The sequence below is a fragment of the Burkholderia sp. BCC0097 genome (assembly GCF_902832985.1).
Classification (GTDB): Bacteria; Pseudomonadota; Gammaproteobacteria; order Burkholderiales; family Burkholderiaceae; genus Burkholderia; species Burkholderia orbicola.
In genome coordinates this window covers 306,618-319,283 of sequence record NZ_CADFDM010000008.1, presented here as the reverse complement: position 1 = coordinate 319,283, position 12,666 = coordinate 306,618, and the positions used below count along the sequence as shown (strand labels likewise).

Here is a 12,666-nt window from a genome sequence, read left to right as displayed (position 1 = left end):
GGTCACGCGGTCACTTCTTGTAGATCCGCTTGCGGGTCTGCTCGAGTTGCGCGAGCACCGTATCGAGCTGCGCGGGATTCGCGAGGAACTGCTGCATCCCCTTCATCCCCTCGTCGGCCATTTCCTTGGTCATGTCGCGGTCGTAGAACTGTGCGACGCCGCCCTTCGTGTCGGCGAGGATCCGGAAGCCGATGCGCGAGATCGGATCGGCTGGCTCGGGCGACTTGCTGTTGGCCGACAGCGAGCCGAGCCCTTCGGCGAGTTTCGCACCCATCTCGGGCGTTTCGACGAACGCGAGGAACGTGTGCGCGTCGGCCTTGTTCTTCGCCTTGGTCGGGATGTGCAGCGATTCGACCGGGCCGTCCTCGGCGGTCGGCACCTTCGGGTCGATGATCGGGAAGCGGTAATAGCCCATGTTCGGCTTCACGTTCGGCGGGAAACCGGCCGCGATGAAGGTGCCCATCAGCATCATCGCGGCCTTGCCCTGGAACAGGAACGGCTGCGCGCCGTCGAGATCGTAGGACAGCGCGTTGTCGATGAAGTAGCCCGAGTCGATCAGCGATTTCCACGTCGTGTAGACCTTCTTCACGCGCGGGTCGGTGTACGGCACGTCGCCGGCCATCAGCTGCTGGTGGAACGCGTTGCCGTTCAGGCGCAGGTCGAGATAGTCGAACCAGCCGGCGAGCGTCCACGCGTCGCGGCCGCCGATCGCGATCGGCGTGATGCCCGCGGCCTTCAGCTTCTTGCATGCGTCGAGAAGCTGATCCCAGGTCTTCGGCTCGTCGGGGATGCCGACCTTGCTGAACAGGTCCTTGCGGTAGAACAGCCCCCACGAGTAGTAGACGGTCGGCGCCGCATACTGCTTGCCGTTGTACGACGATGCGCTGCGCGTCGACGCGTACATCGCGTCCCAGCCGTTCTTCTTCCAGTCGCCGCTCAGGTCCTCGAACAGCCCGCGCTTCGCGTAGTACGCCATCCGCTCGCCCGCGTGCCAGTTCACGACGTCCGGCGCGACGGTCGTGAGCCATGCCGGCAACTGCACCTTGTACGCTTCCTCGTCGACGAAAGTAGGCTTCACGTCGATGTCCGGATGGGCCTTGTGGAACGCTTCGATCGTCGACTGCCACACCGCGCGCTGGCTTGCGCCCTTGAATGCGATGTTGATGGTCAACGTGCCGGCACCGGCAGGCGCGGCAGCGCCGAACGAGGCGCACGCGACGGCGGCGGCGGTCGCCAGGCGGGCAGCGACGCGAAGGGGGCGATGGGTCATGAGTGTCTCCAGTCCTGTATGTCGTTGTGCGTGACCGGCGCGTCACGGCGCCGGGGGCGGGTGCTACGAACGGCTTCGATACACGGCGACGCCTTGCGGCTCGACCTGCGCGGCGCCGATCACGAACGCGGACGGCGGTACGCCGTCGATCGTGTGCGGCGTGTCGCGATAGTTGAATACGTAGGTCAGGCCGCCGCGCCGGCTCACGCGTACGCCGTCGGCGAGCGGCGTCGGCGCGAGGCCCGCTTCGGCCGCGACCTCGGCGAACAGTCGCGTGGTGGTCGCATCGTCGAACAGCGCGGCCCAGTAGTGCAGCGCGCCATGCGACACGCAGGCCGGATGGCCGTCGGCGAAGCGGGCGCGCACGACGCTGCGTGCGCCGCCGTCGTTCAATTCGACGAGGTCGCGCCAGTGGCGGGCTTCGCCCGTGAGCGGCGAACCGTCGCGCAGCGTGCCGTCGATCGGCTCGGTCACGTTCGGCCGCAGCGATTCGACGCGCCACACGCGTACCGGCAGGATCGACGCGAGCGGGCCGGGCGGCAGCGCCGGCGGAATCTGCAGGTCGGCGGTCTTCGAGCCGGTGCGCGGGCCGAACACCGCGTGCGCACCCGACGCGGCGAGCCGCGACGCGAAATCGTCGGGTACGACCGGCAGCGGCGGCACGACGACGAGCCGGTAGCCGTCGAGCGGCGCGTGCGCGGACACGATGTCGACGTCGAGCCCGAGCGAGCGCAGCGCCGAGTAGTACTCGAACGCGAAACGCGGGTAGTGGAAATCGGCGCCTTGCGGCTGCACTTCGAACAGCCACTTCGCGTCGTAGTCGAACACCAGCGCGACGGGTGCGCGCACCGCGCCGTTCGCGTCGGCATCCGCGCCGGCGTCGAGTACGGCGGCGATTTCCTGCGCGACGCGCTGCGCTTCGCGGCCGCCTGCGTCGAGCCGGTTGTCGGGGGTGTTCAGGCCCGCGTGCATCTGCTCCTGCGCGAACGGCGCCTGCCGCCAGCGGAAGTACGACACGCAGCCGGCGCCGTGCGCGAACGCTTCCCAGCTCCAGAGCCGCACCATGCCCGGCAGCGGCGCGGGGTTCCAGTGCGCCCAGTTCACCGGGCCCGGCTGCTGCTCCATCACCCAGAACGGCAGCTTCGACATGCCGCGGTACAGGTCGTGATTGAACGATGCGAAATCCGGATGGCCGGTGCGCAGCCAGCGCGCCTTCACGTCGGGCGCGAACCACAGCTCCTCGAGCGCGCCGAGCGGATAGCTGTCCCACGTCGCGAGATCGAGGTCGCGCGCGACTTCGTAATGATCGAACTCGGTGAAGAGCTGCATGAAGTTGTGCGCGACCGGGCGGCCCGGCGAGTGCGCGCGGATCACGTCGACCTGCATCCGGTGATAGCGCGCGAGCTCGTCGGACGCGAAGCGCCGGTAGTCGAGGCGATGCGACGGATGGGCTTCGGTCACGGTGCCCACCGGCGCGTCCACTTCGTCGAAATGGCGATATTCCATGCTCCAGAACACGGTGCCCCATGCGCGGTTCAGCGCGTCGATCGTGCCGTAGCGTGCTTTCAACCATTCGCGGAAGCGCACGAGCGCGGCCGGCGAATAGCTGACGACGGTCTGGTGGCAGCCGAGCTCGTTGTCGGTCTGCCAGTAGCGCACGGCCGGATGGCGGCCGTAGCGTTCGGCAACCGCCGTGCAGATCTGGCGCGACGCTTCGAGATAGACCGGCGACGAGAAATCGTAGTGGCGGCGCGAACCGAACGCGCGCGGCCGGCCGTCCGCGCCGATCGCGAGGATGTCGGGATGGCGGTCCACGAGCCATTTCGGCGGCGTCGCGGTCGGCGTGCACATCACGATCTCGAGGCCGGCCGCGCCGAGCACGTCGACCGCACGGTCGAGCCAGCCCCAGTCGTATTCGCCCGGCGACGGCTCGATGCGGCTCCACGCGAATTCGGCGATCCGCACCTGCTCGATGCCGAGCGCTTTCATCCGGCGGGCGTCGTCGGCCCACATCGATTCCGGCCAGTGTTCCGGGTAGTAACAGACTCCGAGGCGCATGCCCGATCCTTATGCGTAGTGGTGGACGGGAAGGTCGGCGCGCGCGGGCACCGCGCGGCCGTCTTCGGTGAACAGGTGGCAGGCTGCGGCCGGCGCGTGCACGTGCACGCGCTCGCCGGGGCGCACCGGCGCGTCGCCGGGCACTTTCGCGATCAGCGGCGTCGCGCTGGGCTGGCCGGACGGATCGAGGTGCACGTAGGTCTGCTCGCCGAGGCGTTCGACGAGCGCGACGTCGCGCGCGAGCGTCGTCGCGTCGGGCGCGGCGCCGAGCGTCAGGTGTTCGGGGCGGATGCCGAGCGTCACGGCGGCGCCGGCGGAGAGCGCCGAGCCGTCGCGCGGCAGCGTGAAGGTTTCGCCGGACGGCACGAGCGTGACGGTCGTGCGACGGGCGTCGCACGCGGTCACGACGGCCGGCAGAAAGTTCATGCGCGGCGAGCCGATGAAGCCCGCGACGAAGCGGCTGGCCGGATGGTGGTAGAGGTCGAGCGGCGCGCCGACCTGAGCGATGCTGCCGTGCCGCGCGGTATCCGCGCCGGCGTGCAGCAGCACGATCTTGTCGGCGAGCGTCATCGCCTCGGTCTGGTCATGCGTCACGTAGACGACGCTCGCGCGTTCGAACTGCCGGTGCAGCCGCGCGATCTCGATGCGGGTCTGGCCGCGCAGCGCCGCGTCGAGATTCGACAGCGGTTCGTCGAACAGGAACACGCCGGGCTCGCGCACGATCGCGCGGCCGATCGCGACGCGTTGCCGCTGGCCGCCCGACAGCGCCTTCGGCTTGCGCTCGAGCAGCATGTCGAGCTGCAGGATGCGCGCGGCGTCGCGCACCTTGCGGTCGATCTCGGCCTTCGGCACACGCGCGAGCTTCAGGCCGAACGCCATGTTCTCGTACACCGTCATGTGCGGAAACAGCGCGTAGCTCTGGAACACCATCGCGACGCCGCGCTCGGCGGCCGGCACGTCGTCGACGCGGCGGCCGTCGATCGACAGCTCGCCTGCGCTCAGATCCTCGAGCCCGGCGATCATGCGCAGCAGCGTCGACTTCCCGCATCCGGACGGCCCGAGAAATACGCAGAACTCGTGCGCGCCGATCTCCAGATCGACGTCGCGAATGACCGGCGCGTGCTCGCCATAGGCTTTCTGCACGCGCCGCATCGAGATGCTCGCCATTGTCTCCGCTCCATGTTCTAATGCGCCGTACTGCTTGATTAAGCGCTTAATCATCGCGATCAAAAAAAGGGGCGATGCGATCGCGGCCGAGTCGCGCCCGTCGGTCGGGCGGCAAGGTGTGCGGCGATAGTGCGCCGCTTCGGTGAGCGAAGCAAATACTGGATCGACGTCTCATATAGTGGGCAAACGATGGCAACCCTGGATGAAGTGGCGCGCCGCGCGGGCGTGACGGCCGCGACGGTGTCGAACGTGCTGCGCGGCCGCGGCCGGGTCGGCGACGCGACGCGGGCACGGGTGCTCGAGGCGATCGACGCGCTCGGGTATCGGCCGCACCTCGCCGCGCGGGCGCTGGCGGAAGGGCGCGCGCCGACGGTCGCGCTGATGGTATCGAGCATCGCGAACCCGTTCTATCCGGAGTTCGCGTTGGCGGTCGAGCGCGCGGTGCGCCGCAACGGGCAGTTCCTGATCGTCTGCAATACGAACGAAGATCCGTTGCAGGGGCGTGCGTATCTCGACCAGATCGCCGGCACGATCTCCGAGGGGATTCTCGTGACCAACGCGAACCTGCACCTGCCGGATCTGCTCGACGTCGCGCGGCGCGGCGTGCCGGTCGTGCTGTGCCTGTGGGAGCGGCCCGAGGCGCCGCCCGACGGGTTGCCGTGCGTGGCGATCGATTTTCGCGAGGCGGGACGGATCGCGACGCGGCATTTGCTCGAACTCGGCCACGAGAAAATCGGCGTGATCATCGGCGGGTCCGCGAGCGGCGTGCAGGCGGCGCGCTACGACGGTTTCGTCGACGTGATGCGCGAGGCCGGGCTCGACGCGTCGATCGTCGCGGCAGAGCCCGATTCGATCGAAGGCGGCGTGCGCGCGGCGGGGTGGCTGCTCGATGCGCATCCGCGGTTGACCGCGCTGGTCGCGACCAACGACCTGCCGGCGATCGGCGCGCTGCATGCGGCGGCCGATCGCGGCAGGCGCGTGCCCGACGATCTGTCGATCGTCGGCATCACCGACATCCATCTCGCCCGCGATACGCGGCCCACGCTGACGACCGTCGCGATCCCGACCGCCGAGGCGGCCGGCCTCGCGGTCGAATTGCTCAATACGCTGCGCGAGGCGGGCGGGCAGGGCGACGACGCGTCGCGCGTGCGGGTCGCGTCGCTGCCGAAACTGACGGTGCGCGGGACGACCGGGCCCGTGCCGCGCGCGGTATAGCGAAGCGCGCGTGGTCGCGCGCCGGACTCAACTTCCTTCGACGAGCCGCAGCACGATGCGTCGCGCCGAATCGAGATGCGCGACGGTCATCGCGCGTGCCGCCCGCGCATTGCGTTCGCGGCATGCCTGCAGAATCGCTTCGTGCTCGACCTGGAACGACGGCGTATCGGCGAGCAGAGTGGCCTGCAGGCGCTCGTAACGTTCGACCTGGCTGCGCAGCTCGGCGATCGACTTCAACTGCCGCGCGTTGCCGCAGCACGCATACAGCAACGCGTGGAATTCGCGGTTCAGCTCGCCCTGCCGGCGCGGCATGGTTGCATCGCCGAGCAGCCGATGCACGAGTTCGGCGCGTGCGAGCGTTTCGTCGTCGAGCTGCTTCACGCTGCGGTAGATCGCATCGCCTTCGAGCAGCACGCGCAGATCGTAGATTTCCTGCACGTCCGACGTGCTCAGCATGCGCACGACGGCGCCGCGATTCCTGAAGATATCGAGCAAGCCTTCGCGTTCCAGCCGCTGGATCGCCTCGCGCATCGGAATCCGGCTGATGCCGAACCGCTCGGCCAGGTCGCGCTCGACGAGCCGCTCGCCGGCCTCCAGTTCGCCGTTGATGATCATGTCGCGCAGCGACGCGGCGACCGCGTCCGCGGTGGAGTCGAGTTTGGCTTCCATGCCTGCCTGTTCCGTCATTTTGGAATAATGGTATACCAAACGACGATCCGGTGCCACAATGGCGACCATCGGCGGCCGAACGCAACGGCGATCGGCCCGCTCGGCCCGGTCAAGGCAACCGACATCAATGGAGAGCGAGATGGCATCGAGTGAACATCACTATCGCGTCGCAGTGGAGTGGACGGGCAATCGCGGCACCGGCACGTCGGGGTATCGCGAGTACGGCCGCGATCACGTGATCCGCGCCGGTTCCAAGCCGGATATCCCCGGCTCGTCGGACCCGGCGTTCCGCGGCGACGCGGCGCGCTGGAACCCCGAAGACCTGCTGCTCGCGTCGGCGTCGGCATGCCACAAGCTGTGGTATCTGCACCTGTGTTCCGAGGCCGGCATTCGCGTGCTGGCCTACGTCGACCATGCGGAAGGCACGATGCTCGACGGCGCGGGAGCGGGGCGCTTCACCGAAATCATGTTGCGCCCGCGGGTGACGATCCGGGCCGGCGACGATCGCGAACGGGCGGCGCATCTGCATCACGATGCGCATGCGCAGTGCTACATCGCGAATTCGGTCAACTTCCCGATTCGCTGCGAACCGGTGATCGAGTTTGCCGCCGCCTGACGCCGCCGCCCGCCAAACGAAATCGACGATGAAACTGTTCTACTACCCCAGCAATGCCAGCATGGCGCCGCACTTCGTGCTTGAAGAGATCGGCCGGCCGTTCGAGCTCGTGTACGTCGACCGCACGCGCGACCAGCACAAGTCGCCCGACTATCTCGCGCTGAATCCGAATGGACTCATTCCGGTGCTGGTCGACGGCGATCTCGTGCTGTACGAAACCGCCGCGATCTGCCTGCATCTTGCCGATACCCATCCGGAGCAGCGGCTTGCGCCCGAATTCGGCACATCGGAACGTGCGCAGTTCTACAAGTGGCTCATGTGGCTCACCAACACGTTGCAGGCGACGCTGATCGCGTATTTCTATCCGGAGCGCTGGGTCGATGCGGGCAATGCGTCGGGCGCCGCGCAGGTCAAGACGCATGCGGAGGAGAAGATCGCGACGCTGCTGGATCAGCTCGAGCAGCAACTGCAAACGAGTGGCGGCCCGTGGCTGCTCGGTGCGCACTACACGGTGCTCGATCCTTACGCGCTGATGCTGTGCCGCTGGACGCGCGGCTTTGCGGCGCCGGCCCGCCAGCGGCCGGTACTCGGCGGGTATCTGCAGCAGGTGCTCGCGCGCCCGGCGATCCAGCGGGCGTTGAAGACGGAAGGGCTCGCGGCGCCCTGGGTGTAGCGCGCGAGTGCGGCAGCATGCGCGCCACGCGGCGCGCATGCATTTCGGCTGATACGGCAACCCGGCAACCCGATTGCCGCCGTGTCGTCACGACGCGACGCCGTACACCTCCCGCGCCGCCGCCCGAATCGCCTCGACCATCACCGTCACCGCCGGCGAATGCAGCCGGTCGGTGCGCGTGATGATCCCGAAATCGTCCATCCGGCAATCCATCTCCAGCGGCAGCATCGTGACGATCCCGTGCCGCGCGTAGTAGCGCGCGACGTCCTCGGCGAGCACCGCGATCATGTCGCTCTGTTCGAGCAGTTGCGTGATGAACAGCAGCGCCGAGGTTTCGACGAGGTTCGCCGGCGGCGCGAGGCTCGCGCGCTGGAACACCAGCTCGAAGCGGTGCCGCAGCACGCTGCCGGCCGGCGGCACGACCCACGCGGCGCGCTGCACGTCGGCGAGCGCAACCGACGCTTGCGCGAGCAGCGGATGGCCGGTTCGCACGACGGCGGCCACCGATTCGCCGGTCAGCGGCTCGTAGCGCAGGCGCAGCTTGTCGTGCTCGGCGGAGAGCCGGCCGAGCACGATGTCGATCTTTTCCTGCGCGAGATGTTCGAGCAGCACGTTGCTGGTGTCGATCTCGACCGACACGTGCAGGCCCGCGTGCGTACCCTTCACCGCGGCGACGGCCGGCGGCACGAGCCGCAGGGCCGGCGACGTGATCGCCCCCACCGCCACGTGGCCGAGATGGCCGGCCTTCAGCGCGGCCAGCTCCTCGCGCGCCTGGTCGAGGCTGCCGAGCGCCGCGCGCGCGTGGCGGATCAGCGCGTCGCCGTACAACGTCGGCCGCATCCCGCGCGGCAGGCGCTCGAACAGCACCGCGCCGATCGACTCCTCCAGTTCCCGCAGCAGCTTCGACGCGGCCGGTTGCGTCATGTTCAGCGCGGCCGCCGCGCGGTGAATGCTGCCTTCGTCGGCGAGCGCGACGAGCAGCAGCAACTGGCGCGTCTTCAGACGGGCGCGGTTTCCCCACGGGCTGGCTTCGGTCATCGTACGGGTTTATATCGATATCGGAATGGATATCGTAATCGCCTAAATCGTCATTAGCCAGTTATCAAAATTCTGCCTAGACTGCGCCGGTATCCCGTCACCACAGGACTGACGATGTCGGCAACAAAACCCAGGCTGCGCTCCGCCCAATGGTTCGGCACGAACGACAAGAACGGCTTCATGTACCGGAGCTGGATGAAGAACCAGGGCATCCCCGATCACGAATTCGACGGCCGGCCGATCATCGGCATCTGCAACACGTGGTCCGAACTGACGCCGTGCAACGCGCACTTCCGCAAGCTCGCCGAACACGTGAAGCGCGGGATCTTCGAGGCCGGCGGCTTCCCGGTCGAGTTCCCGGTGTTCTCGAACGGCGAATCGAACCTGCGGCCGTCGGCGATGCTCACGCGCAACCTCGCGTCGATGGACGTCGAGGAAGCGATCCGCGGAAACCCGATCGACGCGGTCGTGCTGCTCGCCGGCTGCGACAAGACGACGCCCGCGCTGCTGATGGGCGCGGCGAGCTGCGACGTGCCGGCGATCGTCGTGTCGGGCGGCCCGATGCTGAACGGCAAGCTCGAGGGCAAGAACATCGGCTCCGGCACGGCTGTGTGGCAACTGCACGAAGCGCTGAAGGCCGGCGAGATCGACGTGCATCACTTCCTGTCGGCCGAAGCCGGCATGTCGCGCTCGGCCGGCACCTGCAACACGATGGGCACCGCATCGACGATGGCGTGCATGGCCGAGGCGCTCGGCGTCGCGCTGCCGCACAACGCGGCGATTCCGGCCGTCGATTCGCGCCGCTACGTGCTCGCGCACATGTCGGGCATCCGCATCGTCGAGATGGCGCTCGAAGGGCTCGTGCTGTCGAAGATCCTGACGCGCGCGGCGTTCGAGAACGCGATCCGCGCGAATGCGGCGATCGGCGGCTCGACCAACGCGGTGATCCACCTGAAGGCGATCGCCGGCCGCATCGGCGTGCCGCTCGAACTGGAAGACTGGATGCGCATCGGCCGCGACACGCCGACGATCGTCGACCTGATGCCGTCGGGGCGCTTCCTGATGGAGGAGTTTTATTACGCGGGCGGGCTGCCGGCCGTGCTGCGCCGGCTCGGCGAAGGCGGGCTGCTGCCGCACCCGGATGCGCTGACGGTGAACGGCAAGTCGCTGTGGGACAACGTGCGCGAAGCGCCGAACTACGACGACGAGGTGATCCGTCCGCTCGACCGGCCGCTGATCGCGGACGGCGGCATCTGCATCTTGCGCGGCAATCTCGCGCCGCGCGGCGCGGTGCTGAAACCGTCGGCGGCGAGCCCCGAACTGCTCAAGCATCGCGGCCGCGCGGTGGTGTTCGAGAACCTCGACCACTACAAGGCGACGATCAACGACGAAGCGCTCGACATTGATGCGAGCTCGGTGATGGTGCTGAAGAACTGCGGGCCGCGCGGTTATCCGGGCATGGCCGAGGTCGGCAACATGGGGCTGCCGCCGAAGCTGCTGCGCCAGGGCGTGAAGGACATGGTGCGGATTTCCGATGCGCGGATGAGCGGCACCGCGTACGGCACGGTCGTGCTGCACGTCGCGCCGGAAGCCGCCGCCGGCGGCCCGCTCGCTGCCGTGCGCAACGGCGACTGGATCGAGCTCGACTGCGAGGCCGGCACGCTGCATCTCGACATTACGGATGAGGAACTGCAGCGCCGCCTGTCGGACGTCGATCCGACCGCGGCGCCGGGCGTGGCCGGCCAGCTCGGCAAGGGCGGCTACGCGCGGCTGTATATCGATCACGTGCTGCAGGCCGACGAGGGGTGCGACCTCGACTTCCTGGTCGGCACGCGCGGCGCGGACGTGCCGAGCCATTCGCATTGAGCAGGCAGGCGGCGCGACATGCGCCGCCGCCGGTTGCGGGCCTTCCCGGTCCGCGCTTCATGAAACCGTGAACGCATGACGGCCGGTGACAACCGGGCCGAAGCAGGACGCGAACCATGACATCGAGCAGCACGCCGCGCCATCGCGGCATTTTTCCCGTCGTTCCGACGACGTTTACCGATACCGGCGAGCTCGACCTCGCGAGCCAGAAGCGCGCGGTCGATTTCATGATCGACGCCGGCTCGGACGGGCTGTGCATCCTCGCGAACTTCTCCGAGCAGTTCGCGATCACCGACGACGAACGCGACGTGCTGACGCGCACGATCCTCGAGCACGTGGCCGGCCGCGTGCCGGTGATCGTCACGACGTCGCACTACAGCACGCAGGTGTGCGCGGCGCGCAGCCTGCGCGCGCAGCAGCTCGGCGCGGCGATGGTGATGGCGATGCCGCCGTACCACGGCGCGACGTTCCGCGTGCCCGAAGCGCAGATCTTCGATTTCTTCGCGCGCGTGTCGGATGCGATCGACATCCCGATCATGATCCAGGACGCGCCGGCGAGCGGCACGCCGCTGTCCGCGCCGTTCCTCGCGCGGATGGCCCGCGAGATCGAGCAGGTCGCGTACTTCAAGATCGAGACGCCGGGCGCCGCGAACAAGCTGCGCGAGCTGATCCGGCTCGGCGGCGACGCGATCGAGGGGCCGTGGGACGGCGAGGAGGCGATCACGCTGCTCGCCGATCTCCATGCGGGCGCGACCGGCGCGATGACGGGCGGCGGCTTCCCGGACGGCATCCGGCCGATCCTCGAAGCATTCGGCGAAGGGCGCGACGACGATGCGTTCGCGCATTACCAGGCGTGGCTGCCGCTAATCAATCACGAGAACCGCCAGTCCGGGATCCTCACCGCGAAGGCGCTGATGCGCGAAGGCGGCGTGATCGCGTGCGAGCGGCCGCGGCATCCGATGCCGGAACTGCACCCGGACACGCGCGCGGAGTTGCTCGCGATCGCGCGCCGGCTCGATCCGCTCGTGCTGCGCTGGGCGCGCTGAGCGATTCACGAAGGAGACATGCAGGATGAGTGATCCGATTTCGCTGGGTGTCGTCGGGATCGGCAAGATCGCGCGCGACCAGCATCTGCCGGCGATCGCCGCCGAGCCGGGCTTCGCGCTGACCGCCTGCGCGAGCCGCCACGCGGAAGTCAACGGCGTGCGCAATTATCCGGATCTGAACGCGCTGCTCGCCGCCGAGCCCGAACTCGACGCCGTGTCACTGTGCGCGCCGCCGCAGGTGCGCTACGCGCAGGCGCGCGCGGCGCTCGAAGCCGGCAAGCACGTGATGCTCGAGAAGCCGCCGGGCGCGACGCTCGGCGAAGTGGCCGCGCTGGACGCGCTGGCCCAAGAGCGCGGCCTCACGCTGTTCGCGACCTGGCATTCGCGCTGCGCGAGCGCGGTCGAGCCGGCGCGTGCATGGCTCGCGCAACGCACGATCCGCGCGGTGCAGGTGCGCTGGAAGGAAGACGTGCGGCGCTGGCATCCGGGGCAGCAGTGGATCTGGGAGCCGGGCGGCCTCGGCGTGTTCGATCCCGGCATCAACGCGCTGTCGATCGTCACGCGCATCCTGCCGCGCGAGCTCGTGCTGCGCGAGGCGACGCTCATCGTGCCGAGCGACGCGCAGATGCCGATCGCGGCCGAACTCGATTGCGCGGATACCGACGGCGTGCCGGTGCGCGCGGAATTCGACTGGCGCCACGGCCCGGTCGAGCAATGGGAGATCGCGGTCGACACGGCCGACGGCGTGCTCGCGATCAGCCGCGGCGGCGCGCAATTGTCGATCGCGGGCGAGCCGGTCGAGATCGGGCCCGAACGCGAGTACCCGGCGCTGTATGCGCACTTCCACGCGCTGATCGCGCGGGGCGAAAGCGACGTCGACGTGCGGCCGCTGCGGCTCGTCGCCGATGCCTTCCTGTTTGGCCGGCGCGTGCAGACCGACGCGTTCGGCCGCTGAACCCGCGTGCGCGCTTCGGTACGAAGAAGCGCACGCGACGAATGATTGATTACGGCACACATCACGGCATCAGCCGGTACAAAGGAGACACCC

Annotated in this window: 11 protein-coding genes; 6 read left to right on the top strand and 5 right to left on the bottom strand. The window is 68.6% G+C overall.

The window, feature by feature from the left end; translation table 11 throughout:
- Positions 1-10: 10 nt before the first annotated feature.
- From HWX07_RS27375 to ugpC, 3 genes are all read right to left on the bottom strand, one after another.
- Entirely contained in the window at positions 11-1,270 is a 1,260-nt protein-coding gene (locus tag HWX07_RS27375; RefSeq protein ID WP_175878391.1) for an extracellular solute-binding protein, read from the bottom strand.
- A gap of 63 nt (positions 1,271-1,333) precedes the next feature.
- Positions 1,334-3,328 carry a beta-galactosidase gene (locus HWX07_RS27370; RefSeq protein WP_175878390.1) on the bottom strand — a complete coding sequence of 665 codons (1,995 nt, stop codon included), beginning with the start codon at positions 3,326-3,328 and terminating at the stop codon, positions 1,334-1,336.
- Between the two features lie 9 nt (positions 3,329-3,337).
- Complete coding sequence (gene ugpC, locus HWX07_RS27365) at positions 3,338-4,495, bottom strand: sn-glycerol-3-phosphate ABC transporter ATP-binding protein UgpC (protein ID WP_175878389.1); 1,158 nt, start codon at positions 4,493-4,495, stop codon at positions 3,338-3,340.
- A gap of 189 nt (positions 4,496-4,684) precedes the next feature.
- Here ugpC and HWX07_RS27360 point away from each other — a divergent pair, with 189 nt between their 5' ends.
- On the top strand, positions 4,685-5,710 hold the full coding sequence (locus HWX07_RS27360) for a LacI family DNA-binding transcriptional regulator (protein WP_175878388.1): 1,026 nt from the start codon (positions 4,685-4,687) through the stop codon (positions 5,708-5,710).
- A 27-nt stretch (positions 5,711-5,737) separates the two neighbouring features.
- Here the strand turns inward: HWX07_RS27360 and HWX07_RS27355 are convergent, their stop codons facing one another.
- Positions 5,738-6,379: a GntR family transcriptional regulator gene (locus HWX07_RS27355; protein ID WP_175878387.1), complete on the bottom strand. Its 642-nt coding sequence runs from the start codon at positions 6,377-6,379 to the stop codon at positions 5,738-5,740.
- Between the two features lie 139 nt (positions 6,380-6,518).
- Between HWX07_RS27355 and HWX07_RS27350 the strand changes: the two genes are divergently transcribed.
- On the top strand, positions 6,519-6,995 hold the full coding sequence (locus tag HWX07_RS27350) for an OsmC family protein (protein ID WP_175878386.1): 477 nt from the start codon (positions 6,519-6,521) through the stop codon (positions 6,993-6,995).
- 28 nt (positions 6,996-7,023) lie between these two features.
- Positions 7,024-7,668 (top strand): glutathione S-transferase N-terminal domain-containing protein, encoded by a 645-nt coding sequence (locus HWX07_RS27345; RefSeq protein ID WP_175878385.1) that lies wholly within the window; start codon positions 7,024-7,026, stop codon positions 7,666-7,668.
- An 87-nt stretch (positions 7,669-7,755) separates the two neighbouring features.
- On the opposite strand, the gene HWX07_RS27340 is transcribed toward HWX07_RS27345, so the two are convergent.
- Positions 7,756-8,706 (bottom strand): LysR substrate-binding domain-containing protein, encoded by a 951-nt coding sequence (locus HWX07_RS27340; protein WP_175878384.1) that lies wholly within the window; start codon positions 8,704-8,706, stop codon positions 7,756-7,758.
- 114 nt (positions 8,707-8,820) lie between these two features.
- Between HWX07_RS27340 and HWX07_RS27335 the strand changes: the two genes are divergently transcribed.
- The 3 genes from HWX07_RS27335 to HWX07_RS27325 all read left to right on the top strand — a co-directional run bounded on the left by HWX07_RS27335 (position 8,821) and on the right by HWX07_RS27325 (position 12,573).
- Complete coding sequence (locus tag HWX07_RS27335; RefSeq protein WP_175878383.1) at positions 8,821-10,572, top strand: IlvD/Edd family dehydratase; 1,752 nt, start codon at positions 8,821-8,823, stop codon at positions 10,570-10,572.
- A gap of 116 nt (positions 10,573-10,688) precedes the next feature.
- Positions 10,689-11,618: a dihydrodipicolinate synthase family protein gene (locus tag HWX07_RS27330; protein ID WP_175878382.1), complete on the top strand. Its 930-nt coding sequence runs from the start codon at positions 10,689-10,691 to the stop codon at positions 11,616-11,618.
- 25 nt (positions 11,619-11,643) lie between these two features.
- Positions 11,644-12,573 carry a Gfo/Idh/MocA family oxidoreductase gene (locus HWX07_RS27325; protein WP_175878381.1) on the top strand — a complete coding sequence of 310 codons (930 nt, stop codon included), beginning with the start codon at positions 11,644-11,646 and terminating at the stop codon, positions 12,571-12,573.
- The last annotated feature ends 93 nt before the right edge of the window (positions 12,574-12,666 follow it).

Bases quoted from the DNA above. Each gene is read 5' to 3' on its own strand.
- HWX07_RS27375 (WP_175878391.1), bottom strand. From the start codon at position 1,270: ATGACCCATCGCCCCCTTCGCGTCGCTGCCCGCCTGGCGACCGCCGCC.
- HWX07_RS27335 (WP_175878383.1), top strand. From the start codon at position 8,821: ATGTCGGCAACAAAACCCAGGCTGCGCTCCGCCCAATGGTTCGGCACG.
- HWX07_RS27325 (WP_175878381.1), top strand. From the start codon at position 11,644: ATGAGTGATCCGATTTCGCTGGGTGTCGTCGGGATCGGCAAGATCGCG.
- HWX07_RS27345 (WP_175878385.1), top strand. From the start codon at position 7,024: ATGAAACTGTTCTACTACCCCAGCAATGCCAGCATGGCGCCGCACTTC.
- HWX07_RS27340 (WP_175878384.1), bottom strand. From the start codon at position 8,706: ATGACCGAAGCCAGCCCGTGGGGAAACCGCGCCCGTCTGAAGACGCGC.
- HWX07_RS27330 (WP_175878382.1), top strand. From the start codon at position 10,689: ATGACATCGAGCAGCACGCCGCGCCATCGCGGCATTTTTCCCGTCGTT.
- HWX07_RS27355 (WP_175878387.1), bottom strand. From the start codon at position 6,379: ATGGAAGCCAAACTCGACTCCACCGCGGACGCGGTCGCCGCGTCGCTG.
- ugpC (WP_175878389.1), bottom strand. From the start codon at position 4,495: ATGGCGAGCATCTCGATGCGGCGCGTGCAGAAAGCCTATGGCGAGCAC.
- HWX07_RS27360 (WP_175878388.1), top strand. From the start codon at position 4,685: ATGGCAACCCTGGATGAAGTGGCGCGCCGCGCGGGCGTGACGGCCGCG.
- HWX07_RS27370 (WP_175878390.1), bottom strand. From the start codon at position 3,328: ATGCGCCTCGGAGTCTGTTACTACCCGGAACACTGGCCGGAATCGATG.
- HWX07_RS27350 (WP_175878386.1), top strand. From the start codon at position 6,519: ATGGCATCGAGTGAACATCACTATCGCGTCGCAGTGGAGTGGACGGGC.